We start from the raw sequence: 25,360 nt of genomic DNA, 5'->3' as shown, positions 1-25,360 counted from the left end.
AACGACCATGAAGTTCTCTATCGATCCCGCAGACCTCAAAGAAGCCGTACGGTTCGCTCAAACCGCAATCGCTGCCCGGCCCACCTCACCAATCATGAGCGCCGTACTGCTCGAAGTTCAACCGCACGAGCTGCGCGCCAGCGGATCTGATTACCTTCGCTATTCAAGAGTTGCCGTGGCAGTAGACGTTGAACAGCCTGGCCGCGCTCTCCTATACGGGCAGATGCTTGGGCTAGCCGTCAACAAGTTCAAATCAAAGAAGCCGGTCACTGTGCACGTCGAATCAGAGCGCGCATATATTTCCCAAGGCTCAATGAAGTTTGAAATGCCAGTCATGCCCGCCAGCGAGTACCCGAAGAACCTCAACGGCAACCCAGAAGACATTGGCAGCATCAACGGCAACGACTTCTCCAAACTAATCCACGCACTCGAAGGATGCGCATCAACAGACGAAGCCTTGCCAGTATTGAAGAGCATCCATTTGGAGCTGGGGGAGCGGATCGACGGGTTGGCCACCGACCGGTACAAGATCGGCACCGATTACGCCGGCTGGGAACCAAACGCAGAAATGAAAATATCCGCAACCGTGTCAACGGACTGGCTCAAAACCATTTCCAAAACCATCGCCGGTGAAACCACTCTGCACATCAGCATGGAGGATGGTGAAGCATCAAGGATCGGTGTCACCTCCGGGGCGTACACAAGCAGTATCAGCCTGCTAAGTGGCGACTACCCAAAGGTTCGGGCACTCTTCACCAACGCGAGCACCGACACCCACACCATCGACCGCAAAGAGCTCATTGATGCTGTTGACGCGGTAAGTGTTATGGCTGAACGAAACACGCCAGTACGCCTCACCGCAAAAGATTCGATGATCGTGCTCGATGCTGGCGGTGGAGATAATGCCGCGTCAGTTGCTATCGAAACTGACTCCTATGACGAGTTCATTCTTGCGTTCAACCCAGGCTTCCTCCTGACCGTACTGCGATCCATCGACACGGATCAGGTGAAGATCTCGCCAGCAGGCCCAAAGCCAACGACTTTAGAGCCAAGCGACGGCAGCAGCCGTTATCTACTCATGCCAGTTCGACTACCAAACCAATAGGAGCTACTACGTGTCCAGAGATACGCGACCATACATCGCGGTCACTAACGAACTCTTTCGACACCCAAAGTTCCGGCGACTCAACTTTGAAGCCCGCGTGACTTTGTTGGAGCTTTGGGCACATTGCAATGAGTTCATGACAGATGGCCACGTTGATTCATGGGTGTTCGAAGAGTATCCACCCAAGGTGCAGGAGCAGCTTCTCAAAGTCGGTTGGGTAGACAAAAAGGGCGACGACTACGCGATGCATGACTACTTGAAGCACCAGAAATCGAAGAAGGAAATCCTGCAACACAAGTCGAACAAATCTGCTGCTGGGGCGCTTGGCGGGCACACGAAAAACCATACAAATCAAGGGATCGTGAAGCCTGGGTGCTACTGGTGCGAGAACCCAAACGCCTAGCAAACGCCTAGCAGGTGCTACAGCAGAACCAGTAGCAAACCACGTAGCAAACGTCTAGCAAAAAGTGGCACCAACACCAACACCAACACCAACACCATTAACTACTTACGTCGCGTCGAATCCACAGTTAGTTTTTGGTCATCTTTTTAATGTGCCAATGAAGAAAAGCGGCGATCGTCAAGTACTTAACGCGAGGCTTCAAATCGATCGCCGCCATTTTTTAGATAGGAGGAAAACAAAAAATGATACTCACCAGATCGCAAGGGCAACGGCTAGTCCAAATCATCAAGCTCATGCGCCCCGACTGGTCAAACAACCCCGTAGACAAGATCCTTCAAGAAGCCAACCAAGGCGACGGGATACCCGCCCACGACTTCGAGCACGCACTCAGAGCCGCAGCACACTACGCGACGATGACAGAGCCAAACGGCGGGTATCTGAAAAGAACCCCGAACCTGTACACCGTCACCGGCAAGCACTGGGATGCAACAGCACCAAGCAACTCCACTCACATGAAAGCGAAGATGCCACCGTGCGAAGACCACGCAGGGCAAGACGCGCACACATGCCGAGCATGCCGAGCAGACATAATGCTTGGCGACCGACCCGAACGTCTAATGGGAAAACGCCTAACTCGGGGTGAGCCAACACAGCCACCAGCAAACTGGAAAACGACTACGAGCTAGGGATCCCGGATTCAGTAGCCTTGCCTGGGTTGCACGGAGATTTTTCAATGAAGCTAGCTACTTCCTGTTCGACTAGTGCACTGAGGCTTTTACGCTCATCTTCGCGCACTTGCCAGTCGAAGATGAGCCGAGCAAAATCACGACCGTACTTGGCGTTCAGTTGGAATTGATCGTTGCGGTAATTGCTGAGTTTCTCTTCAGGATTCTTCCACCAAGACTGAGCCTCGATCAGCATTGCTTCGCCATGTATCAAAGGAGCTAAGATCGCGGCAGATTCAGAATGGTATGCACGCCACAACCCGCCGTTGACTTCCACATCGTCAACGAGATGATCAACGTATGAGCTGTATTGCCCGTCTCGGAGAGCGAAATCCACATGGATGTTTCCTGTAGACGGAGGCGTGAACTGTGCGGGGGTGGAACCGCTTACCCGGGCCAAAGCGTAAAGAGCAGCGACATATCGTGATGCGGCTGAAAGCTGTTCGCTTACTTGCTGGGAACGCAGAGTCTCCTTGGCTGATTTCCAAGCGAAGACTGCGAATACCGCAAGAACCACAGTTCCAATTGCGGTAAACACAGTTGCCCACAAAACCCAGAAGTCAGTTAGGTCCGCATTCAGCGGCCACGGAATTAGAGAACCAATATTCATAAGTCAATCAATACCAACGAGTCGTCAACATGCCCAAACATGTCGGCGACTTTTCTTATACCTAGGAGACAACAAATTGAGCATCACAATCACCGACATGTTTTGCGGCGCAGGAGGATCATCCACCGGCCTACTAGAGATTCCAGGCGTAACCGTGAAGACCGCGATGAACCACTGGGAACGCGCAATCGAAACGCACAGCCTCAACCATCCAGCAACAGACCACGTTCTCGCCGATATCCAAGTCACTGACCCCCGCTACATTTCCAGCTCAGATATCCTCTGGGCCTCGCCAGAGTGCACCAACCACTCGGTAGCCAAAGGGCGCAAACCGTGATCCACATTTACAGCATCATCGACGAACTAATAACCGCCGAACGCATGATGCGCGAATTCTCCCGGCAAGCATTCAACGACTGCGCAATCACGCACACGCTCAACCGAAAGGCAATAACCCCAAATGGCAAACATCACCCGCAGCGCCTCAATGACCGTAACCGCAATGCTCACAGCCACCGAAATGCAAGAGTTTCTAACCGGCGTTCCCGCTGGCGCTGAAATCTCATTCAGCCACCAACAAGGCGACCGACGCGACCCCCGCGAATCTGGCTACCGAGCGACCACAATCAAAGCAACCTGGACGGAGCCAACCGCATGATCCACGACCCGCGACGTATCAAGCGCATTGGTTTAGCCGTCGAGATGGAAGACGGTGAACAGATCATGTTCTACACCGAAAGCCCGACCGCTGAAATTCAGTTCGAAACCAACACCGAATTTAAACGATGGCATGACGGCATGATCGTCAGACCTATGCCCATCGACCGGCAAACCGAAATAACCATAAGCGGCATCCGCGGATACAAGATGCACTCCAGAGCACCCGAATCCACCGCCCGTGCCATAGACCGAATCCACGAAATCACAGGAGGCAACCCCGATGACTACCGATGAACTGATCACCCGCGCCCGACGAGCCATCGAAACCGGGCAACCAAACCTCGCCAAGCTCTACATGCGCAAAGCACTCGAACAGGCCAACCAGCAGCGCCGAGAGCTCAACCCCTGGTACGCAGTGAACCAACATGCCAAGGCGTTCACGGGCGCGGTTAACGGGCTAGTGCAAGCCTACTTAGACGCAGTGCGTGAAGTGCTACCCGGCCTTATGCGCGTAATCGCCGAGACAGAGGCGAACCGCATGCAGTCCGAATACGCGCTAGTAGGGCCAGCCAAGTGAGCGACCAACGACACTGGCACGTCTACCCGGACAACGACCTAACCGAGCATGGCACCGAAAACCAAGACTCATGCGTCTGTGGCCCCATCAGTGAAGTCATCCACCATCCAGCCGGCGACCGCTGGCTACACACCCATCACTCACTTGACGGACGGGAGAAGACCCAATGACCACATGCACCGGCGAGGACTGCGCAAACCCCACCAACCTCTACCTATGCGGACAATGCACAAGCGACCTGCAAGCCTGGCTCGACAAAGTACCCGAACTACTCGATGACCTGTTCACCACAATGGCAAAACTCGACAAGACAGCCCCCCAACGCCACGAAGGCGGCGGGGGGCTTTCTACTGGATCAGCAATGCCACTACGCTACGGCGCGCTAGAACTACGCCAAGCACTCGGACTATGGACACACGCCAACGCCGAAAGCCTCGCCAAAGACCAACGCGCCGGCAACTTTCTCCCCGAACTCAAGCAGCTAATAGACAACGCCAACAGCTGCATCGACAACCCGCCAGAAATCCGCGTCATCACCACATGCACCTGCGGCGGCAAAGTAGTAACCGAAAACCCCAAACCGGAAGCCGGAGAAGCGGACTCAGGAGTATGCGAAGACTGCGAAAACTACTACGAACAAACCGAAGCAATGACCCAATTTCGCATCCACCGAGCAACGCCCGAAAACATGCAAACCAGGCACGCGCTCAAATGGATACGCGAAAACGCAAACCTCAGCATCAAATCAACCGACGTGCGCAACTGGGCGAGAGAAGGAAAACTAGAGCCAACAAACCCAAATCGAAGCAAGCGCGAACACCCTACCTACAACATCGCCGACATACTCAAAATTCACTACCGACACGTCGGCGAAAGCAGAAGAGCGACAAACTTTTAATTTGCGACGAACTAATGTAAATTAGCGTGTAGGAGCTGGGCATAAGTGTAAAAACTTTCGCCCAGCTCCTAAAAAATTAAAGCCCCGCAACTGCGTCAACAGTTCGGGGAATGGTTAATCTGAGAAAGCAGATCAACATGGAAAGTAAACCACTCTCCCAAGAAGACCGCAACTTACGAAAGATTTCGAAGTTAGCGCGCAACTATCGCCCCAAACAAGTCTCGCCCTACGGCTACGAAGTTCACAAGAATCAACTCGTTGGCATCTGCGGATTCGAAGGCTGCAAATTCAACGGAGGCTTCCTAAGCCTCCCAATGTGCGAAGATCACGCATGGATCGCATTCGAAGCTCTCAAGAACGAAAAAACTGAAAGCGAAGCCAGGAAGCGTGCCCGCCAACAGCTGATCGAATGGGAAGAAGAAGACCGACAACGAGAACGAGAAACCGCGGCCAAGAACGCCGAACGATGGAAGAACCAAACTTCAATCGAAGCCGGTTTCATCTACTACCTACTCGTCGGCGAACTGATCAAAATCGGTTACACCCGAAGCGTCGAAGAACGACTCAAGGCATACCCGCCGCACTCAATACTTCTCGCAACGCATCCAGGCACGCTCAAAGTTGAACGCCAGATGCACCACAAATTCTTGCACCACCTCGCAAACGGTCGAGAATGGTTCAATCAAGGCCAAGACCTGATCGAACACATCAACCAAGCGAAACAAGACTTCAAGCAGCACCGGTTAGTTGCTGCTTGAGATAAACGTATAGAAAGGCGATCACTGTTTGAAGGTGATCGCCTTTTTTGCGTTAATGCCCTTGTAGCTCAACGGCAGAGCAACCGCCTTGTAAGCGGTAGGTTTTCGGTTCAAATCCGAACTTTGGCGCTCAGTGGCGCGCCCCCTAACAAAACCTCGTATGCGAGTAGGGTGAGTCAACGCCGTCACTACACTTCTCGGTCAAGCGACAACCTCCGCGCCTTCCATGTGGGCGACCGAGGCGTAAAGGACGGACACCACAAACGCTATTTACTCCTTGCGATAGCGGTTCGCCCTGCCGAGAACCTACTTAGATAAAGGGGAAAACGAAATGCTCAGCCAGCCATGCATTGACGCGATGCTGCACGAAATCGCATCAGGCCGAAACATCGCGATCATCCCCGAATCCCACAAAGCACTAACGGCCATCATTCGCCAGCTCACAGACCTGCTACCCGTCGAGATAGTAGACCGCGTTCGAATGATGAACGGGCAAGAATCCATAACGCTCACCAACGGCGCGAGAATCCTCTTCCCCCGCCAGGCTCGCAACCTCAGAGGCGAGAACCTAGGCCTAGCAATCATCCAAGGCCGAGGCATGACCGAGGAAGACGCCTTCCACCTAATCCCGGCGCTGGACACAACCAACGGGCCAATCCTCACGCGAGCCTAAGCATGGCAACCTCACGCACCGGCACAACCGCATGGCTCAACACCGCACGCCTAGTCATACGCGACGCACAAGACCGAGGCCAAACCAACTGCCTCTACTGCAAGCAACGCCTCAACTACAAAGACCGGCGAGCATTCAACGGCGCACAAGTCGAGCACATGATCCCATACTCAAAAGGCGGAAGCGATCACCCCTCGAACCTGATCGTCATCTGCCGAACATGCAACATCAGCAAAGGAAACCGGCAAGCACCAAAGGTCAAAACCGTAATGGCAAACAAGCCACTACGGACAAGCCGAAAATGGTAAACCCCGTTATCCCCAAATGTGCATAAGTTATTCACAGTTATCCACATATCCACATATCCACAGCCTGAAGGGTAGGGGGTAGGAGGTTCCTGCCCCACCCCAGCCCCGCCCCACCTGGCATAGCGAAAATATCCCCCCGAGCTTGATTGTCAGGCTGACTAGGGATTTCTTTATTTTTGGCCTTTTGGTCTTTTTGGAGGTTCTCGGCATGGATGTTTTCGGTTTAGGTGAGCGCGGTCAAGAGCTTTGGGAGGCTCTGAAAACGGGCGAGGTTGGTCGCGATGCTTTGGTTTTGGAGGCGGCCCGAACGGCTGACCGGCTGAACGAGTTGGACAACATTATTCAGGGCAAAGGCGTCTTGGAATTGATGCAGTTCCGGCTTGATTTCCCCGAGGATGACGGCGAGCCCTTCACGGTTGAGGTCAAATTCCAGAATGTTCTCAGCGAGGCCCGGCAGCAGCAAACGGCGTTCGCGACTTTGATTGAAAAGATTTCTCGCTACGGCTTGACGGCTACGGCAACGAAGGGCGCACCCGCGGCCCCGCTTCCGACAGGCGTTACGGCGCTGGATAAGATGCGTGCCCGCGTGGCGGCTCAGAACGGCTAAGAGGTGATGCTCCTTGTCTTTGGTTGGCTCTCAGGTTGCGCGCTATCAGATTTCGCCGAAGTGCCCGAACGTTTCGACGGTTCACGCTGAGGCTTGTATCGACCTTGCCGCGGCTTATGGCTTGACTCTTGATGAGTGGCAAGCGAATACGGTTCGCATTTGGTTCCGCATGACCCCCGAGGGGCGCTGGGCGGCTTCCACTTGGGGCTTGTCAGTTGCTCGGCAGAATGGCAAGAATGGCGCGCTTGAGGCTGTAGAGCTTTATTTGCTTGTCATGATGGGGTACAAGATTTTGCACACCTCGCATTTGCTCACCTCGGCGCGCAAGGCGTTCAAGCGCCTAATGCAGTTCTTCGGGCGCAAGGTGAATGACCCTAACGCGAAGTACCCCGAGCTAAACCAAATGGTTGTCGAGATTCGAAAGACCAACGGGCAGGAAGCAATCGAGCTTTCGAACGGTGGACTTATTGAGCTCGGAGCTCGCACGGGCGGCGCTGGCCGTGGTTCCTCTTTTGATTTCCTGATCGTTGATGAAGCGCAGGAATATGAAGAGGATGAACAGGAAGCGCTAGAGCCTACTACTTCGGCTTCACCTTCGGGTGACCCGGTGACCGTTTATATGGGCACGCCTCCGAAGGTTGTGGGGGAGCGCGGCGAACCGTTCATTCGCGTTCGCTCTGCAGCGGTTACGGGCCGTTCGAAGCGCACGGCATGGGTTGAGCATTCGCCACAAGGCGAGCTCGACAAGATGACCGAGATTGAATTGCAAGCTTTCGTTCGCGACCGTCGCAATTGGGCTGAGGGTAACCCGGCGCTCGGGATTCGTTTAGCCGAGTCCACGATTGAAGGCGAGATGGAACGGTGGTCTGCTAAGTCGTTTGCTCGCGAGCGCCTGAACATGTTCCCTTCGCCCGCCGAGGTGTTGGAACTTGCGTTCTCTGAAAAGGTTTTGAAGGCGCTGCAGGTTGGCGCCGATGAACTCGACCATGATTTGCCGGTGTCCGCGTTTGGGGTTGATATGAATCCCGAGAAAAGGAAGGTTTCAATTTGCGCGGCCGTGCCAGGGGATACGAAAACCCACTTAGAGCTTGCGGCGAACTCGCCATTTAGCGAAGAGGGTATTTCCGCTCTTGTCAATTGGCTTTGGGAGCGGTGCAAAAGGCGCGTTCCTGTGGTTATGGATGCTTTCAGCCCGGCGCGTGACTTGCTCGAAGCGCCGCTGAAAAAGCGGGGTCTTACCGTTCGAATTCTTGACACGAACGAATTCATTCAGGCTTGCGGGCAGCTTTATCACGCGGTAAAGCGTGAGCGTTCGATTACGTGGTTTGTTGAGCAAGAGCATTTCTTTGTGTCTATGAAATCCACAGTGAAAGAGCCGATCAAGAATCGACCGGGTTCTTTCAAATGGAATCGCTCGGATTTGGAAGTTGATCTTATGCCGACTATGGCCGCGACTTGCGCGCTTTATGGTTCGGTCAAATTTGGTCGTCGTAAGCGTTCTAGCGGTGGCCCTGATGGTGGCTCTTCGCGGAAGCGTCATGCGGTGGTTTTGTGATTGGAGGTGGTGCGTGTGCTACGTGAACTAGACGCTTCGGAGCGATCGAAGTTTGAAGAGATGCTGCGCACCATTCGGCAACGCTCGCCACGTAATCAGTTGCGCCGGAACTTGCATGATTCTAAGCGCCGGTTGGATCGGGTCGGGTTTTCGGTTCCGCCTCATATGGTGGATTTCCAGACACCGCTCGGCTGGGGCGAGAAAACCGTATCGGTTCCTAGTTCGCGCATTCGCCCTGAGGGTTTCCGCCTTCCCGGTAATGGAACTGAGCTTGACGAACTGCAAGAGGTTTTCGACGGGCGCTATGTGTCGCGTTCTTTGCGTGGCGCTATCAAGTCATCTTTGAGGCATGGCCCGGCGTTCGTCTTCACCGCGAGCGGTGACACTAGTGCTGGTGACCCTGAGGTTATCATCGCTGTGCGAACCGCCATGCAAGCTACTTGCATTCAAGACTCGCGCACGGGCATCGTGACAGCGGCTCTTGAAGTAGTGAGCGGCAACAGCGTGAATATGCACGTTCCCGGTTGGATTTTGGCGATTGATCGCGTCGATGGTCGATGGGTTGTCGTCGATGAAGCGCGCCAAGGCCATGACGTGGTTGGCTGTGAGCCGTTCGTTTGGGATTGGGATGTTGACCGCCCGTTCGGGCGTTCGCGCATCACCCGCCCGCTGATTGGCGCAATGGAACGCGGCGTGCGCACCCTGCTACGCATGGAAGTCACGGCTGAATTCTTCTCTGCTCCGCAACGGGCTTTGCTTGGCGCGAGCGAAGAGCACTTCACCGATGAAAGCGGCAACCGAATCGACTTGTGGAAGGCGATCACGGGCGGCGTGTGGGCTTTGCCTGACGTGTGGGATGACGAAGAGGGCAAGCTAGTTCGGGCGCAGTTGCAACAGCTTTCTCAGGCTTCGATGCAACCGCATTCTGAGATGTTCAAGTCAATTGGTTTGCAAGTTTCCTCGGAAACTTCGATGCCTATGAGCTATTTGGGCATTCAGGAGAATCAGCCCGCCTCGGCCGATGCTATTCGAGCAGCCGAGGCCGACATGCTCTCGCTGATCGAGTATCAGATTGAGCTTTCCTACGAATCGGCGATGCTGAATCTTGCGCGCAAGGTTCTAGCGGTAAAGCGTGCAACATCGTTCGCGGCGATTGAGCGTGTCACTCGTGGCCTGTCGATTCGTTTCGCTGATCCTGGTACGCCTACTGTCGCGGCCCGTTCCGATGCGGCGTTGAAGTATGTTCAAGCGTTCCCTGATGGTGATCCTGAACTTGCTATGGAGCTTTACGGCTTGTCTGATGATCAGATCAAGCGCAACACGGCATACATGCGGAAGTCGAACGCTGGTTCGGTCTTAGATCGCCTCGTTGGCGGCGACGTGACCGGCGAACGCCCTCCGGCACCTAGTGCTCCTGAGGATTCGTAATGTCACGGGCTGTCCTTAACCGCTTACCTGCCGCGAATGACGACATTTCGCGTCGGGTTGCGGCTGATTTGCGTCGAATTTTGGCGCGTATCGATTTGGATAATCCGGTTTCGGCTCGTGCGGCGTTGTTTGAACTTGTTCCACCCTTGATTGAGCGGTGGGGCGATGTTTCTGCAACGGCGGCGGCTGAATGGTTCGAAGGATTTCGCGCAGCCAATGGCCTGCCTGGCCCGTTTCGATCAGTGCTAGCCCCGCCGTTGCCGATCGAACAGGTGAACGCCCGGATTGGTTTCGCAACTCGCGAGGCCGGTCACCTGTTCACTGGCCAGACTTCGGAATTCGCGGACTTTATGTTGCTGATCGCTAACGAATACTCGTTGGCGCCGGGGCATAACACGGTGTGGAATAACTCTGCTCGTGACGGTGCGGCATTTGCTCGCGTACCTGAGCCTGGTGCTTGCGATTTCTGCCTGATGCTTGCCAGTCGTGGATTCGTTTACTCTCGCGGCACTGTCGATCAAACTCAGGGCGCAGACGGTGAGATGACCCGCTTTCACGGCGGCTGCCGGTGCCATGCGATGCCGGTGTGGGAAGAAACCCGCGCACGCGTCGAGTACGGGTATGACCCAGAAAAACTGCTCGCCGAGCGTCAGGGCGCCTGATCGCCCGTAATTTTATTTTCCCGCCCTAGATGGTGCCGGGTTCAACCGCCGAGACGGCAAACAAAATGTGGAGGTAGCAATGCTGAAATCTGTCATGCCAACTTATGAGCCGTTGCCGTATTACATGTCCGCGATGGGCATGCAGGGCGCACGGTTCCTTGAAGGTAACGACGGCACTGGTTCGGACGATTCCGACAAATCGAACGAATCCGACGATGCTACGGACTTGAAAGAATCCGAGGGGCAAGCGCCGGACGAAGACAAGTCGAAGGAATCCGGCGACAAGGATTCGGAAGGCAAAGGCGAGGACGCGGCCGGTGAAGATGCGGACGCGGATAAGTCCGACGACGAATTCAAATCGGGCGAATCGAAGAAAGCCGTTCTGGCCGATCTTCGCAAGGCTCGCGACGAACGAAATACGTTGCGCACTGAGAACGAGACGCTGACCGAATCCGTATCTGAGCGAGACGCGGTGATTGCTACTAAAGACGCTGAGATTGCCTCGTTGAAAGCCGAAGCTCAGGTTTCTACGTTGGCAGCGACTCACGGAATTGTTGACGAAGCCGATGTTGAATTGTTGGCTTCAATCTCCGATGAGGAGAAGCGCACGAAGCTCGCTGAGCGACTCGCAAAGGACGCACGAAACCGAGTGAATCGACGTGTAGGCGCGTCGGGCAAAGGCACGCCCGCAGGGTCTTTGGACGCTGGGCGCGACCTCTACGAAAGCCGCAAGAAATAATCAATTCTTTTACCCCTTTAGGAGGGAATCGTGGATCTCACTATCAAGCGTGAATCCTTCGGCCAGGACGATCAGTCTTGGCTCGGCTCTGCCCATGGCACTAATGCTGCGCAGACCATTACCTTGGACGTTTCGACATTCACCAAGGACACTCATTACCCGGACGGTTGGCTGAAGTCTGGCCTGCCGCTGGCTAAGTCTGGCGAGACGTATGTCCTTTGGACCGAGCTTGCCGACCTTGCTGGCTTCCTGTTCACCACGGTTAAGGCTCCTGCCGATCCGGCAACGCCGGTTGGTGGCGCAATTCTTGAGCATGGCCGCGTAAAGGCAGCCAAGCTTCCCGTATCCGTTGACGAAGCCGGGCAGGCTACTGCCTCCGGTCGAATCATCTTCGCCTAAGGAGGCAATCTTATGTCGCTTGTTCTTTCGAGTGATTACATCACTCCTACTGAGCTGACTGGTTATGTCCGCTCGGCTTTGGCCGACCTTCCGCAGAATGCGTTCGGCCTGTCCGCGTACCTTCCAGACGTGCCAACGGATGATATTGATTTCCGTGCGTCGGTTGGTGGCGGTGGCTTGTCGCGTGCGGCATCGTACCGTTCGTATGACACGGAATCGCCCATTTCCGGGCGTCGCGGAATTTCTCGCATCCACGGTGAGCTTCCTCCAATTTCGGAGAAGCGCCGCCTCGGTGAGTACGACCGCCTAAAGATGCGCAAGCTTGATGAAGGTATCAAGAATGCAATCTTGAATGACGCGGTTGAGCTGGCAACGGCAATTAAGGCCCGACTCGAAATTGCCCGCGGCGACGCGCTGATGAATGGCTCGGTTACGGTGTCTGAGAACGGGCTCGCTCTCGAAGCCGACTTCGGGCGCGCAGCGAATCACTCGCAGACCGCGATCATTCGCTGGGATCAGGCCGATTCCGACCCGATCAACGACCTACTGGCATGGGTCGGTGTGTACGTCGCGACCAACGGCGTGCGCCCGGCCGAAATGTTGGCCTCCGAGCAGCTGGTTTCCGTTCTGATGCGAAACAGCGCTATCCGCGGGTATGTCCTACCTGCCGGTTCGACTCAGAACATCGTCACCATTGATGCCTTGAATGCCCTGCTGGCTTCGTTCCGACTGCCGACGCTCGTAACTTACGATGCGCAGGTGGAGGTAGAAGAAGGGGTTGCTCAGTCCATCCTCGACCCAAAGCGCATCCTGTTCTTGCCGCCTGCCGGTAAGAAGCTCGGCGAAACCCTGTGGGGTGTCACTGCTGAGGCGCTGGACGAGAACTACGGCATCGACTCGACCGAGGCGCCGGGCATCGTGGTTGGTTCGTACTCGGATAACGACCCGGTGGCGCAGTGGACTAAGGCATCTGCTATCGCGTTGCCGGTTGTGCCGAACGCAAACCTGACCCTTTCGGGTCTGGCTCTCACCTAAGCATGAGATTTCACTAGGCCGTCTGAATATTCAGGCGGCCTAGTGGCGTTTCCTTATTCTTTTAGGAGGTTCCCGTAATGGGGATCATTTCTCTTGGCCATGCGTCCGCTTTGGACGTCTCTGGCCGCCTTCATGAATTCAAACCGGGTGAAGAGTTGCCTGATTGGGCGACTGGCAAGCAACCCGCGCCAAACCCCGTTGCCGTGGAGATTGTTGCCGACCCTACCGAGGATCAGGCCGCGCTAGTCATCGCTCGCGCTGAAAATGACGCGGCGGGCATCATCGCCAAAGCCCAGGTGGATGCTGAGGCCATTCTTGCAGAGGCTCGCACGGCGGCCGAGCAGGATCAGAAGGATAAGTCTGACCCTGCCGAAGGCGAGGGCGCAGAATCGGCGGAGAGCGACGAAAACGCTACCGCTGAGGAATCGGGCGAGCCAGACTTCACTAAGCCCGCAACGCCTAAGCGTGGGCGCCCGCGTAAGCAGGTCTAAGCATGGCCGTACCATTCGCAACTATTGAAGACTTGCGCTCTCACTGGCCGGGCATGCCGACCGAATATGACGCCGAGGGGGATCAGAAGCTCAAAGAGTCTTCGATTGTCCTTCGGCAGCTTTACCCCGGAATTGACGGGCGAATTTCGACAGGGAAGCTTGACGCGGAAGTTCCCAAGCTCATTGTTTGCCGAATGGTCAAGCGTGCCTTGCTCGCAGCTATCAACGATGTTGAGGGCGTGGCATCGCGCAACGAAACCGCGGGCGGTGTGAGCACTGGCCTTTCGTTTAGCAACCCGAACGGCAACTTGTATCTGACGAAGGATGACAAGGCGCTTTTGGGTAGCGGGAAGAGTGGCCGCAAGGCGTTCATGATCGTTCCGGGGTTGCCGTAATGTTGCCCCGATTCGCTAACCAGACTGTTGTCGTGCTCATGCCCGAAGAGATTGTGGAGCGCGGAGAGACGGTGGAGAGCTGGACGGTTCCGACGCGCACGCCGATTGATGGGTGTTCTGTGCAGCCGGGGAACGGTGGCCGCGACTTTGAGCATGCTGATGGTGTGGTCGCTGACTTCACGGTCTACCTTCCCGAGACTGCCATGGTGCCACGTCGCGCAAGGGTTGAGCTTCCCGTTACTGACGGTCAGTTCGTGCTACTTGGCGAGCCTGAGTCGTGGATTTACGGCTTGCGTACTGACCACGTTCGAATTCGATTGCGGAGGCGTGATGGCTAGAAAAATCAAGGTCAAGCTGAAAAGCGCGGGCGCTCGGGCGCTACTCAATGACCCGGCTGTTGCCAGCCTACTTATGAGTGAAGGGCAGAAGATCGCCAACCGCGCCGGGCCGGGCTATGAAGCCGTGGCAGGAACTCGGGGGCAGACTCGCGCCCGTGTCTTCATTGGCACAGAGACGACAGAGGCCGCTATCGACAATGCACGCAACGCGACACTGTTGCGCGCACTTGGTGGCGGCTAATGCAAGCTCCTGCCGATGTTGAGTACCTGGTGCGCGAGTACCTGAAACCGCTGGCGGGCGTACCCGTTTCTTCAAAGATGACGAACGACAAGAATTTTTTGGTCGCTTTCTCTTTGGGTGGCCCCGAAGCAACGCTGGTGTCCGGTCGCCCGAGGCTGGTCTTTGACTGCTACGGCGAGCGCGAGGCTTTAGCGATCAAGCTGGCGCAACGGGTGTGGGGGCTAGTCAAGGGCTTGGACGGTCTTTTTCTTGATGGGGTGCAGTTCTACGAGGTGGAAGCAAACCTTCCGGTCAATCTTCCGCATCCTGACAAGCCGACCCTGTTTCGGTATCAGTTCAATGCGGCTATCCATGTCCATCATGCGGTGATCGCTTAGCCCTCGCGCTCCAACTCACTCACGTTTTTATGCCACGTACCAAATTGCGGTGCGTGGCGTTGTTCTTTAATGCCCGGAAGGGGTAATAACCATGGCTATTGATGCCAAGAATGTTCTTGTAGGTGGGCCGGATCAGGCAACCACCGGGGCGATCCTTTCGGGTGGCCCAGAAGCTGTTCTGCCGACTGCGCCGGGAGAGGCGGCCGGGGCCGATTGGGAAGACTCGGGGTATATCTCCGAGGACGGACTCACGCTGACCCCCGAACGGTCAATGACCGGGATCAAAGACTGGTCGGGTGCGACCATCAAGGAAATCTTGGAGGAATTCAACGGCACTCTGGCGTGGGCTCATTTGGAGACGAACGAAGCGGCGTTGAAGAACTACTTCGGCGACGACAATGTGAAGGTCACCCCGGCAACTGACAGCACGGGCCGCATCATCAAGGCTTCCATGGGCGCTACGGATATGCCGCGTAAGCCGTGGCAGTTCCGCGTCAAGGACGGCAAAGCCAAGGTGCTGATTGTGGTGCCTGACGGCCAGGTGTCTGAGCAGGGCGAAGTTGCGTTCACGAAGACGAACGCGATCACTTGGCCGATCACGCTAAAGACGTTCCCAGATGCGGACGGATACAACGTTCACATCTACACCGATGACGGGGTTTTCTCCGCCTAACAGGCTGGTGGGCCGGGGTTTCTTCATGCGGGAGCGCTCCCCGGCTCACCCTTTTTCTAATGCGCTCCCATTCCAAATTTTTGAAAGGTGTTCCCGCAAATGGTTTTCAAGCCTAGTTTCAAGCAGAACGTTTTTGAGTTTCAGCTCTCCGGTTCCAAGAAGAAGTTTTCCATTCCGTTGCGCCAGTACATTAGCGCCGATTTGGCCGAGCGCTTAGAGGAAGCGGCGACGACTGCGCAGCCGATGATCAAGAAGATTCAGGAAGCCAAGGAGCTGGCGAGCGCTTCGGGTGAAGAGCCGGTTCTGCCTGATGATTTTGATCCCGACATGTTGGCGTCGTTGTCTCGAATTCAGCGTGAGCTTTTCGAGAAGTACGCGCCGGGTTGCTACGCCGCTGGTACTAAGGGCGAAATTCAGGAAGTCATGCAGGAATGGGGCCGGGTTTCCAACATTGAGTTGGGGGAATCTTCGGCCTCGTCCAGCTCCTAAGGGAGTATGGCGAGGCCATTGAGTATCATCTGCTGACTCTCGGGAAGCACATAGATGATCTTGGCACTTTTGAGCTCTCGTGGCGTGACCTTTGGGTGATTGTGCGTCATGCTCCGGCCGGTTCGGCTATTGCGCGTGCGATGCATCCAGAGGTTGCCGCTTGGGCCAACGGTGAAGTTAATGCGCAGCTCTTGGCGCTCATTGGCGACATGCTCGCCGAGGGAAATTGGCAGCGTGCAGGGCGTAAAAATGCGCCGCATCCGAAGCCGATTGACCGCCCCGGCGCTGAAAACGGTTCGCGCTCGTTCGGCAAAGACCCTATTCCGATTAGCCAGTTCGATGACTGGTGGGAATCCAATTGACCCTTTGGGGTCTTTTTTTATGCCCGAAGGGGGTCTAAATGGCTGGTAGCGGCGTTGATATTGCTCAGGCTTACGTCCATCTCATTCCGTCGATGGAGGGTGCGCAGGGAACGATTGCCGACGTCTTGACCCCCGGCGCGAATAAGGCGGGGGAGCAGGCGGGCAAGAGCGCGGGCGGCAAGTTTTCCGGGTCGTTCAAAAAAGGCCTAGTTGCGCTCGGTGCGGCGGCGGCTGTCACAGGCGCGTTTGCTGGCATGTGGAAAATTGGCGACACGTTCGACCAAATGGCTAACTCAATTCGCGTCGGCACTGGGGCGACGGGTGATGACCTTGAAGGTCTGGTGCAGGTTGCCAAGAACGTTGGCAAGACGGTACCGAATGAGTTCGGCGATATTGGTACGGCGGTTGCCGATATCAACACCCGCATGGGCCTATCGGGCGAGACGATGGAAACCGTCGCGGCGCAGTACCTGCAAGCGGGCAATATCCTCGGTGAGGCCGTGGACGTTGGCAAGACTTCCGCGGCGTTTAGTGCTTTCAAGATCGAGGGCGACGACGTTTCTAAGTCGATGGATCACCTTTTTCAGGTATCCCAGGCTACAGGCGTTGGCATGAATGACTTGGCTTCTCAGGTATCCGAGAATGCTCCGGCTGTTCAGGCGCTCGGGTTCAGCTTCGAAGAGACTGCTGTGCTGATTGGTTCGCTGGATAAGGCCGGCCTGAACTCGACTCAGGTCATGTCGTCCATGTCTCGGGGGCTTGTCAACCTTGCCAAGGACGGCGAAGAGCCTGCCGAGGCGTTCCAGCGTGTGCAAAGCGAGATTGGCGGATTTATTGAATCCGGCGACAAGGCGGCCGCGCTGGACTTGGCATCTGAGGTGTTCGGTACTCGCGGCGCCTCGCAGTTCATCGGGGCGTTGGAGTCCGGCGCCATAAACATGGATGACCTTGGCAAGGCTGCAGGGCAGACCGCGGACACGATCCTTGGCACTGCTGAGGAAACTATGAGCTTTGGCCAGCAATGGGATGTGGTCAAGAATAATGCGACGCTGGCGCTAGAGCCGTTGGCCTCGGGCATTTTTAGCACCATTTCCACGGCACTGACGGACATGATGCCGAGCATTCAGGCGTTCGGCGCCTGGCTGGGTGAAAATCAGTGGGTTCTCGGCATTGTGGCGGGAATTATCGGTGTGACTCTGGTTGCGGCTGTTGTGGCGTGGACTACGAGCATTTGGGCGGCGAACGCGGCCCTGCTGGCAAGCCCGATCACATGGGTTGTCCTTGGCCTTGTCGCCCTTGTGGCTGGCATCGTTTACCTTGCGACTCAAACCGAGTTTTTCCAGACCATTTGGGATGCGGTTTGGGGGTTCATTCAGACTTCGATTCAGGTTGCCGGTGACTTTATCGGTTCAACGCTAACTTGGATTAGTGATACGTGGTCTGCTGTTTGGAGCGCGGTATCTTCGTTTGCGCAGTCTGTTTGGGATGCGATTACCGGCTTCATTAGTTCGGCGATCACTGGCGTGCAGACTGTTATTGCGAATGTCGTTTCAGCGATTAGCGCAACGTGGTCGAGCGTGTGGAACACGATCAAGACTGTGGCTTCGGCGGTTTGGGCTGGAATCGTGGCTTTCGTTACGGGCTACATCAATGCGGTGAAGCTGGTCATCTCGACGGTAATCAATGCGATCAAGAGTATTTGGTCAAGCGTCTGGAACGGCATCAAGAGCGTAGCGAAGTCAGTCTGGGAAGGCATTGTTGGATTCGTCAAGACTTACATCAATAACGTCAAGACGAACATTTCAAACATTCTGAACACGATCAAATCTATCTGGTCTAGCGGCTGGAATTTCGTGAAGACCACCGTCTCGAATATTTGGGATGGAATTATGGGCTTCTTTTCTGGCGCCGTATCCACGGTTTCAGGGATCTTTGGACGAATCGGCGATGCGATCATGACCCCGTTCCGCAATGCGTTCAATTCGATTGCCGGATTCTGGAATAACACGGTCGGAAAGATCAGCTTTACTATCCCGGACTGGGTTCCTGGTGTGGGTGGCAGCGGCTGGTCTGTGCCGAACATTCCTATGTTGGCAAAGGGTGGCGTTGTCACGAAGCCGACGCTTGCGGTTGTGGGCGAGGCCGGGCCGGAAGCTGTCATTCCATTGTCGAAGCTATCTCAGCACGTGCCGGAAGGCGGCGGCGGGGGCATGGCTTCCGGCGACGTTGATCGGATTATCTACGCGCTTCAAAAGTTGGCTGAGCGCCCGGTTGAGGTTCAGGCAGATATTGGAGTTAGCGACATTTCTCAGGGTCTTTACGCTCGGGGAAGCAATTCCAACCGATCCAACGGCAAAGTAAGTCTAGGGGGGCCGGTGAGTTGAGTTTTATCTTCGGTGGCGTGGATACAAATAGCCTGGCTGGGGTGACGGCGACTCTTGCTGAGTGGCCGTCACTCGGCGGGTTGTCTTTGGAAACTGAGGACACAGAAGGCCGGGATGCGCGGTATTTCTACGGCGCTTCTCAGTCTCACACGGCGTTCACTTTTGACGTTCTTATCGAGGGGTCTACGCCGGAACAGGCTGCAGAGCGACGCGATAATTTCGTGGGCTTGATTGCCCCGCACCGTGGCGCGCAGAGCTTGATTGCCGAGCTGGATACGGCATGGCAGTGGTGGGAAGTCATGGTTTCGGGCCAGATCGACTGGCGCCCTTGTGGCTGGCATCGCGGTAAGAGCTTCACGTTGCGCGCTGATGTTTCATTCGAGACGGTGGGCGATGCGGCGGCGATGGAGGCCGAACAGGTGCCGGTTAGTTTCGCTTCGTCGCTTTCGTTCACTTTGGATCGTGGAAATACGGTTGCTTATCCGCAGATTGAGTTTCCATCTGGCGCTCAGGCGACGGTGAAGGTTGGCGGCTTTGAGGTTGTGGTTTCGGCTACGACTTCGGGGCGCACGAACGTTTTGGATTATCAGGCGATGGAGTTTTATCAAAAGGATGCGACGACGGGCGCGAGGTTGGCCAGCATCGTTCGTTTCATGAGTCATTTTCGCCGTGCGTCGCTTACGCCGGGGCAGACGGTGAGTGTTTCGGTGCCGGGCGCGCCTACGGGTTCGCGTCGGTTGTATGCGAATGCGCGCAGGATTTAGGGGGCTCTTTTGTGGGATAACCGTTTTTCGTGGTCTGGGGAGGTTCCGACTTCTTACCCTGATTTGAATCCTGTTGCGTTGCAGCGTATTGAGCCAGCTTCGGGCTTGGATTATGCGGATGCTGTGACCCCTTCGCGGATGTGGCAACGCGTGGTCGGCGGCGCGAATGATGGGTACGTTGCGGGCCAGTGGGGCTATCAGATGGGTCTGAATCAGGTAAACCCGGCGACTGATCAGGGCGGTTTCAAGCTACCTTATTTCAGTGGCTTGTGGCCGTCCAGCGGAAAGCTCTTGATGGGCTTGTGGACGCGTCAAAGTTACGTCATGGCGCATTCTCCGCTCATGTCTACGCGAGGCGGTTCTAGCCCGGTTGCGTACTTGGCGACGGCGGCTAGTGGCCGGTTGCGTCACCAGGTGTATAGCTCGACTGGCGCTAGCTTGCTTGACCAGTACGAGGATACCCCTTGGGTGCAGACGCTCGGTTGGCAGTTTGTTGGGCAGCTGCTTGATTATGGTGCGCAGACTTCGCAGCTTTTCAGCGTGCTTGCAGATACTGGCGCGTCTTGGATCGGCCCTGTGCGCGCCTTGGCTGGTGCGCCTAACCCGGCTTCGACGGCTGATCTTGATGTGTACGCTTTGCAGTCTGCTGGGTATTGGACTACGGGCGTTTTTGACGAAGCGCTAGTAGCTCACCCTGGGGCAAGTTTCGACCTGCCAGGGTTCGTTGATTCGGTGGCTCTTGGCAAATGGGCAGACGGGCAAAAGGACGCGAATCGGACACGCTACACGTTGAGCGAGTCATCTATTACCGCCCAAGTTGCGGGCACCCTTTCGACGGGTGCTGAGCGGGTTTCGTGGAGCGCTCAGCCTGTCGTGACGGGCGCACCGGCTGAGGTTACGCCTTATTGGTCTACTGACGCTGGCGCGACGTGGCAGACGGGCTCGCAGCTTCCCGCCGCGTTGAATGGCCTGTTGCGGTGGACTGTGCCGATGACGGTTGGCCAGTCGTTCAGCGGTTTCACGGTGGACGTTCCGAGCGAGCCAGCGCCGACGCTTGAAGCTATCCCGAATCAGACCTTGGAACAGGGCGGCCTGGTCAATATTCCTTTGGTGTTCTCTAATCAGGGTGCGCCGTCGTGGAGTATTAGCACGCCGCCTGTCGCTTCGGCGACTATCTCAGGTTCGGTGCTTACTTTGGCCTCGGGCTTCGAGGTCGGCGACGGTCAAGTGACGGTTACTTTGACTGATGAAATTGGGCGCAAGGTTTCGCGTACTTTCACGGTGACGGTGACGGCGCGTGAGTGGGAAGCTGGCGCGCCTCCGAATTATCCGCATGCGCCGATCATTCTTTATGACGGTGATGATGTGCCGGTGACGGTGATCATTGATTCTTTGGGTGCTGTGGTCACGTCTGAGGTGAACGGCGAGCATAAGTTTGAGTTCACTTTGCCCGCGACTCATAAGTACGCTTCGACGTTGACTAGCGAGCGATTCGTTGAGGTTGCGGGGGAGCGTTACCGTATTCGGCGTATCACGGATGCGCGGTCTGGCCGGAAGGTTCACACGTCCGTTTATGCTGAGGCTGAATTTTATGATTTGGCGACGGCGGGGCAGATTGACGCGCAGGAGTTTCGGCAGGTGGCGGCGGGCGACGTGATGACTATTGCGTTGGCTGGCACGGGTTGGTCTGTGGACGTGGCGAACGTGCGGACTTTGCGCACGTATTCGATTGAGAACACGAATCCGCTCGCCCTGTTGCGTGAGGTTCAAAAGAATCACGGCGGCGATTTGGTGTTTGATAACCGCAATCATCGGGTTTCACTGGTCACGAATTCGGGCCGCGATAACGGCGTGGCGTTCTTCTACGGCAAGGGTCTGAGCGATCCTAAGCGCGTGATTGATACAACCTCGCTAATCACCCGGATCTATGCGCGCAACGCGGACGGGCAAACCATCGCCTCGGTGAATAACGGTGTGCCGTATGTGGAGGATTATTCGCACACGTCAGAAGTTCGTTCGGCGACTTACGATTTCAAGTCTGGCACGTCGCCTTACACGATGCTCGCAATGGCCAACGCGACCCTGGCAAACCGTTCGAAGCCGTCGTATTCATACGAGGTCACGGTTGCCGATACAGGCAACGAGCTTGACGCGTTCGATGCGGGCGATTTCGTGACGGTAGTTGACGAAGAGATTGGTATTTCGGACACGCAGCGCATTGTGCGTTTGGAGTACGACATTATCAAGCCGTGGCGCTCGGGCATCACGCTCTCGGCCAAGCTTCGCGAATTAGGCTCTTCGGAATCCACGGACGCGGGCTTGCTTACCACGGGCACGGGGCAAGGCGCTTTTGACCTTGTGCCTTTCAACCTTCTACTGAATGCGCGTTTCGATAACGGGCTGGCTCATTGGGCTAGCTTCGGCGCGGAAGTCGTGGACGGTGAAGGCACGGGGGATCAAGCGGTCATGTTTAGCGGGCCGGGCGAGCGGTGGATTGAGCAGACGGTCACGCCGGACAATCGCGAATCGTATGCTTTCAGTTTTGACGTGCGCAGTACGGGGCCGACTGGTTTTGTTCCTGACATTGGCGTTGAAGCTGTGGTTACTTACGAGGATGGAACGTCTGAGACTATCCAGATCGAAATTTCTTAGGAGGTCACGTTGCAAGGTGTTTTGCGCACTTCGGGTAATCCGAATCTGATCAAACTGCGCGTGACCTCGAAGGGCTTGCCGACCGGCGCGACGGTGGAGGTAACCGACCTGATGCTACAGCCTGGGGGCGTGGTGTCGGGTTGGTTGCCCCACGTTACGGAGTTGCCGTGGTCGGCGGGGATTGTGCCACCGGAGGGGGCTGAGGAATTGAACGCACGTATTGATGCGCTGGAATCTCAGGTTGCGGAGTCGCAGATTTATTTGAACCGTATTATGGCACCGGCTCAGGTTTGGGTTGGTGATTCTTCGGGCAATAACGCGCATGTTGAAACGCTTTGGGATGCTGACCTTGGCTGGGTTTCGTGGATTGATGTTGCCGCGTTGCCGGGCACTGGCGATATTGGTTTTTGGTATCCGAGCAGTGATGCGGTGCAGTCGTCGTCTCGGCCTTATGGCTGGTCGATGCAGGTGTTTACTCAAGGTTTGGCGGGCGTTGGTTCGTTGCGGCCGCGTGTGGATTACATGGACGGCGCGACGGTGACCGGCTCAAATGCTGAGCTTTCACTCACGGCTTGGCCGGATTGGTCTTACCGGGTGGAGCACGATTTCATTCTTCCGGCTTCGCGGGCAGCGCGTCCGGCGTTCGTGCTTGTTGGCAGGACGGCGGGCGCAACCGGGCGCATTGGCTTGACTCGCCCGAAGCTGGGCACAAAGTCGGAACGGAGCCAGTAATGATCGATCTGCCTCTGCTCAGTTCTCAGCCCTACCCGACGAAGAATCCTTGGTACGACGTTTCTCAGTACCTCACGCCGGGATTGTCGCCTTTCAGGAGGATGCCGTGAATGATGCGTCGCCATTGAGTACCTACTATCCAGAGTCAAAGCCTTGGTTCGACATCAGCTCTTATCTACTTCCCGGTCTGCGCCCGAGATTTACGGGTTCTGCCGCTGCTCAGGTGGACGGGAACACGATTCACTATGCAGTTCGATTGGTCGTAGGGTCTGAGTATGTTTCGAGGATTGCGAATGGCGGGTGGCTTCTTTTCGAGAATCTACCCAAAGAGTTCAGGGTTGGGTCATCGACAATTGCGTATGCTGACTATCTTGGCACCCCTTCGCAGGTGGTTGCGGATACGGCTGGCAGGATCGTCGTGCCAACGCGGACAGGCCAAGACCCATCCGGGACTACGCAAATCGGTTTCGTCATGACCGGATGGAGGGCAGCGTAGTGGCTGAGGTCGCGGCAAACAATGTTTACCCGGACGCAAATCCGTGGCTTGACCTGTCCGGTTATCTCGTCAATGGGTGGAACGCTGATGCGTTGACGCGGTCAGTGAAAGCTTTAGTCGATGGGAACACGGTCACCCTTTCAGGGTCTCTCGTGACGGGTGACCCGAAGGCCGCGTTTACTTTGCCTGTAGGGCTACGTCCGGCAAACCCGGAGACCTTCGTGGCTCATTTGCGTGACATTGGCACTGTTGAATGCCAAATTCTCACGGGAGGCCGATTCTACGTGCCACCATACTCCTACAACCCTCTTGGCGGGTTCCCTGCGGGGGAGATTCTTCTGTTTTCCGTCACCTACCAAAGGAGGGCATAGTGAGCCTTGATCTTCCGATCTTAGAAACGCCTTACCCGTCGAAGTATCCAATCTACGATATACGGCAGTTTTTGGCTGAGGGCGCTGAACCAATCGGATTCGGGTGCTGGGCGCAAGTGCAACCGAACCTTGTTATCGCAGGGATACGGGCACGCACAAATCAGATGATCGACAACCGAAATTTCATTGTGATTGGCTTGCCGCCCGAATTGCGACCGCCGACGATCAGCCCAGGGATTGCCATGCACTACGACACGCCAGCCCCGGTGCAGGTCAACCAGTACGGCAACATCTATTTCCCAGGATGGCTGAATCGAGTCATGGGCGACGCCGCTCACGTTGAACTTTCTATGACTTGGCCACGGAGGGCAGCGGTATGAGTGATCTTCGGGTTATCCCGCAACCGTACGAGAACTTGCCCGCGTTCGTGAGCGTTGGAACTTTTTTGGTCGGCGGGTGGGTCGCGCAAACAGTAAACGAGGCGACCGCCTTGGTTGAAGGGAATAAGGTTTCCTACAGTATTCGCCTGAATGGCGCTAATGCCAGATCGTGGACGCTTACCGAGCAGCTTCCTAACGAAATACTGCCCGTGGGAAACCCCTTTTTGGCTGCGTTTATTGACGGTGTGGCGAGCGCTGTAAAGATCACGAACCGGATGATGCTGATCCCTGAGCAGTCCCGAGGCGCTTCTTACCCGAACGATGTGGTCATCGTGACCGGGATTATGCCACGGAGGGTGATCTCATGAGCCTTGTTCTTCCGATAGTGGACGTGCCGTATCCGGGTATCAACCCGACTTACGATGTGTCGCAGTTTCTCACTAATGGGTGTGAGCCGTTCAGCGCTGGCTCGGTCATGGCAACGATTGAGGCTAACCACGTTTTCTGGGATGTGCGAATCAATACCTTCAACGCGGAGAACAACCCGAACCGCCGAATGTTCCAAGGCCTACCGCCAGAACTAACACCACCGATTGGCATCACGCGCCCCGGTGCGTTGGGCGTGGGCTTCACGCTCATTCAATGGCACCGAAGCGGATGGGTGTTCCTCAGCGACGCGTCCAAAAGCCTACTCGACGGCGCAATCATGTTCGAAGCACGAACCATACGGAGGTCAGCATGAGTTTGAATCTTCCGATGGTCGAATCTCGGTATCCTGACCAGTTTCCTACCTACGACATTTCACAGTTCCTCGTGAACGGTGTGAAAGCATTCGGGCCCGGATCGGTGACGGCGACCGTTGAGCCGAATCATGTTTCATGGGATATCCGACTAGACACCTCGCAAATCACTGACCCCGACAATAGGTATTTCTTCCAGAACTTGCCTGCCGATCTGATGCCCGGAGTATCCACAGCGCGGATCGCTTTACACGGCACAGTGGCCGCGCAAGTTCAGTGGAATGCGTCTTGGCGGTTCATGCAAATCTACTCAGCCCGATTGAACGATAGAGG

Annotated in this window: 31 protein-coding genes; 30 read left to right on the top strand and 1 reads right to left on the bottom strand. The window is 55.9% G+C overall.

What is annotated here, in order from left to right; genetic code table 11:
- Positions 1-7 precede the first annotated feature (7 nt).
- Both dnaN and CIK76_RS04990 read left to right on the top strand, forming a co-directional pair.
- Entirely contained in the window at positions 8-1,105 is a 1,098-nt protein-coding gene (dnaN, locus tag CIK76_RS04995; RefSeq protein ID WP_096284048.1) for a DNA polymerase III subunit beta, read from the top strand.
- A 10-nt stretch (positions 1,106-1,115) separates the two neighbouring features.
- Positions 1,116-1,508: a hypothetical protein gene (locus tag CIK76_RS04990; protein WP_096284046.1), complete on the top strand. Its 393-nt coding sequence runs from the start codon at positions 1,116-1,118 to the stop codon at positions 1,506-1,508.
- Between the two features lie 675 nt (positions 1,509-2,183).
- On the opposite strand, the gene CIK76_RS18995 is transcribed toward CIK76_RS04990, so the two are convergent.
- Complete coding sequence (locus CIK76_RS18995) at positions 2,184-2,843, bottom strand: hypothetical protein (protein WP_141393466.1); 660 nt, start codon at positions 2,841-2,843, stop codon at positions 2,184-2,186.
- Between the two features lie 76 nt (positions 2,844-2,919).
- Here CIK76_RS18995 and CIK76_RS04975 point away from each other — a divergent pair, with 76 nt between their 5' ends.
- The 28 genes from CIK76_RS04975 (at position 2,920) to CIK76_RS04815 (ending at position 25,029) form a co-directional block, all read left to right on the top strand.
- On the top strand, positions 2,920-3,180 hold the full coding sequence (locus CIK76_RS04975) for a DNA cytosine methyltransferase (protein ID WP_255248351.1): 261 nt from the start codon (positions 2,920-2,922) through the stop codon (positions 3,178-3,180).
- Entirely contained in the window at positions 3,177-3,401 is a 225-nt protein-coding gene (locus tag CIK76_RS18990; protein WP_141393465.1) for a hypothetical protein, read from the top strand. The genes CIK76_RS04975 and CIK76_RS18990 overlap by 4 nt, the downstream gene beginning before the upstream one ends.
- A gap of 96 nt (positions 3,402-3,497) precedes the next feature.
- Positions 3,498-3,797, top strand: coding sequence for a hypothetical protein (locus CIK76_RS04965; protein WP_096284038.1), 300 nt, complete (start codon positions 3,498-3,500; stop codon positions 3,795-3,797).
- Entirely contained in the window at positions 3,784-4,080 is a 297-nt protein-coding gene (locus CIK76_RS04960) for a hypothetical protein (protein WP_096284036.1), read from the top strand. Before CIK76_RS04965 ends, CIK76_RS04960 begins: the two co-directional genes overlap by 14 nt.
- A 166-nt stretch (positions 4,081-4,246) precedes the next feature.
- The gene (locus tag CIK76_RS04955; RefSeq protein WP_096284034.1) at positions 4,247-4,978 is read left to right on the top strand and encodes a hypothetical protein; all 732 of its coding nucleotides are present in this window, start codon (positions 4,247-4,249) and stop codon (positions 4,976-4,978) included.
- A 110-nt stretch (positions 4,979-5,088) separates the two neighbouring features.
- Positions 5,089-5,736 carry a GIY-YIG nuclease family protein gene (locus CIK76_RS04950; RefSeq protein ID WP_096284032.1) on the top strand — a complete coding sequence of 216 codons (648 nt, stop codon included), beginning with the start codon at positions 5,089-5,091 and terminating at the stop codon, positions 5,734-5,736.
- A 331-nt stretch (positions 5,737-6,067) separates the two neighbouring features.
- Positions 6,068-6,409: a hypothetical protein gene (locus tag CIK76_RS04940; protein ID WP_096284030.1), complete on the top strand. Its 342-nt coding sequence runs from the start codon at positions 6,068-6,070 to the stop codon at positions 6,407-6,409.
- 450 nt (positions 6,410-6,859) lie between these two features.
- On the top strand, positions 6,860-7,324 hold the full coding sequence (locus CIK76_RS04930) for a hypothetical protein (RefSeq protein ID WP_096284028.1): 465 nt from the start codon (positions 6,860-6,862) through the stop codon (positions 7,322-7,324).
- 13 nt (positions 7,325-7,337) lie between these two features.
- Complete coding sequence (locus CIK76_RS04925; protein ID WP_096284026.1) at positions 7,338-8,879, top strand: hypothetical protein; 1,542 nt, start codon at positions 7,338-7,340, stop codon at positions 8,877-8,879.
- 15 nt (positions 8,880-8,894) lie between these two features.
- On the top strand, positions 8,895-10,307 hold the full coding sequence (locus tag CIK76_RS04920) for a hypothetical protein (RefSeq protein WP_141393464.1): 1,413 nt from the start codon (positions 8,895-8,897) through the stop codon (positions 10,305-10,307).
- Entirely contained in the window at positions 10,307-10,969 is a 663-nt protein-coding gene (locus tag CIK76_RS04915; protein WP_096257662.1) for a hypothetical protein, read from the top strand. Before CIK76_RS04920 ends, CIK76_RS04915 begins: the two co-directional genes overlap by 1 nt.
- Positions 10,970-11,063: 94 nt before the next feature.
- Positions 11,064-11,708: a hypothetical protein gene (locus CIK76_RS04910; protein ID WP_141393463.1), complete on the top strand. Its 645-nt coding sequence runs from the start codon at positions 11,064-11,066 to the stop codon at positions 11,706-11,708.
- A gap of 30 nt (positions 11,709-11,738) precedes the next feature.
- Complete coding sequence (locus tag CIK76_RS04905) at positions 11,739-12,107, top strand: K structural protein (protein WP_096257665.1); 369 nt, start codon at positions 11,739-11,741, stop codon at positions 12,105-12,107.
- A 12-nt stretch (positions 12,108-12,119) separates the two neighbouring features.
- Complete coding sequence (locus CIK76_RS04900; protein ID WP_096257667.1) at positions 12,120-13,142, top strand: major capsid protein; 1,023 nt, start codon at positions 12,120-12,122, stop codon at positions 13,140-13,142.
- Between the two features lie 77 nt (positions 13,143-13,219).
- Positions 13,220-13,633 carry a hypothetical protein gene (locus tag CIK76_RS04895; RefSeq protein WP_096284022.1) on the top strand — a complete coding sequence of 138 codons (414 nt, stop codon included), beginning with the start codon at positions 13,220-13,222 and terminating at the stop codon, positions 13,631-13,633.
- Positions 13,634-13,635: 2 nt separating this feature from the next.
- Complete coding sequence (locus CIK76_RS04890) at positions 13,636-14,028, top strand: Gp19/Gp15/Gp42 family protein (protein ID WP_096284020.1); 393 nt, start codon at positions 13,636-13,638, stop codon at positions 14,026-14,028.
- A 330-nt stretch (positions 14,029-14,358) separates the two neighbouring features.
- Entirely contained in the window at positions 14,359-14,607 is a 249-nt protein-coding gene (locus CIK76_RS04880) for a hypothetical protein (protein WP_096257675.1), read from the top strand.
- Positions 14,607-14,984, top strand: a complete 378-nt coding sequence (locus CIK76_RS04875; RefSeq protein ID WP_096257677.1) for a hypothetical protein — start codon at positions 14,607-14,609, stop codon at positions 14,982-14,984. The genes CIK76_RS04880 and CIK76_RS04875 overlap by 1 nt, the downstream gene beginning before the upstream one ends.
- A 91-nt stretch (positions 14,985-15,075) precedes the next feature.
- Entirely contained in the window at positions 15,076-15,657 is a 582-nt protein-coding gene (locus CIK76_RS04870) for a hypothetical protein (protein WP_096284016.1), read from the top strand.
- A gap of 99 nt (positions 15,658-15,756) precedes the next feature.
- The gene (locus CIK76_RS04865) at positions 15,757-16,146 is read left to right on the top strand and encodes a hypothetical protein (protein ID WP_096257681.1); all 390 of its coding nucleotides are present in this window, start codon (positions 15,757-15,759) and stop codon (positions 16,144-16,146) included.
- A gap of 95 nt (positions 16,147-16,241) precedes the next feature.
- A complete protein-coding gene (locus tag CIK76_RS04860) occupies positions 16,242-16,508 on the top strand; it encodes a hypothetical protein (RefSeq protein WP_096257683.1) in 267 nt (88 codons plus the stop codon).
- A 38-nt stretch (positions 16,509-16,546) separates the two neighbouring features.
- The gene (locus CIK76_RS04855; protein ID WP_096284014.1) at positions 16,547-18,892 is read left to right on the top strand and encodes a phage tail tape measure protein; all 2,346 of its coding nucleotides are present in this window, start codon (positions 16,547-16,549) and stop codon (positions 18,890-18,892) included.
- On the top strand, positions 18,889-19,656 hold the full coding sequence (locus CIK76_RS04850) for a hypothetical protein (protein ID WP_096284012.1): 768 nt from the start codon (positions 18,889-18,891) through the stop codon (positions 19,654-19,656). Before CIK76_RS04855 ends, CIK76_RS04850 begins: the two co-directional genes overlap by 4 nt.
- 9 nt (positions 19,657-19,665) lie before the next feature.
- A complete protein-coding gene (locus CIK76_RS04845; protein WP_141393462.1) occupies positions 19,666-22,308 on the top strand; it encodes a phage tail spike protein in 2,643 nt (880 codons plus the stop codon).
- Between the two features lie 9 nt (positions 22,309-22,317).
- A complete protein-coding gene (locus tag CIK76_RS04840) occupies positions 22,318-23,040 on the top strand; it encodes a hypothetical protein (protein WP_096284008.1) in 723 nt (240 codons plus the stop codon).
- Between the two features lie 866 nt (positions 23,041-23,906).
- Positions 23,907-24,287 carry a hypothetical protein gene (locus CIK76_RS04825; RefSeq protein ID WP_096284001.1) on the top strand — a complete coding sequence of 127 codons (381 nt, stop codon included), beginning with the start codon at positions 23,907-23,909 and terminating at the stop codon, positions 24,285-24,287.
- Positions 24,284-24,655 (top strand): hypothetical protein, encoded by a 372-nt coding sequence (locus CIK76_RS04820; protein WP_096283999.1) that lies wholly within the window; start codon positions 24,284-24,286, stop codon positions 24,653-24,655. Before CIK76_RS04825 ends, CIK76_RS04820 begins: the two co-directional genes overlap by 4 nt.
- Entirely contained in the window at positions 24,652-25,029 is a 378-nt protein-coding gene (locus CIK76_RS04815) for a hypothetical protein (protein WP_096283997.1), read from the top strand. Before CIK76_RS04820 ends, CIK76_RS04815 begins: the two co-directional genes overlap by 4 nt.
- Positions 25,030-25,360: the final 331 nt, after the last annotated feature.

The organism is Glutamicibacter sp. BW80 (assembly GCF_002332385.1).
Lineage (GTDB): Bacteria > Actinomycetota > Actinomycetes > Actinomycetales > Micrococcaceae > Glutamicibacter.
Note: the sequence above shows the minus strand (reverse complement) of the source record. Positions and strands in the feature narration are given on the sequence as shown.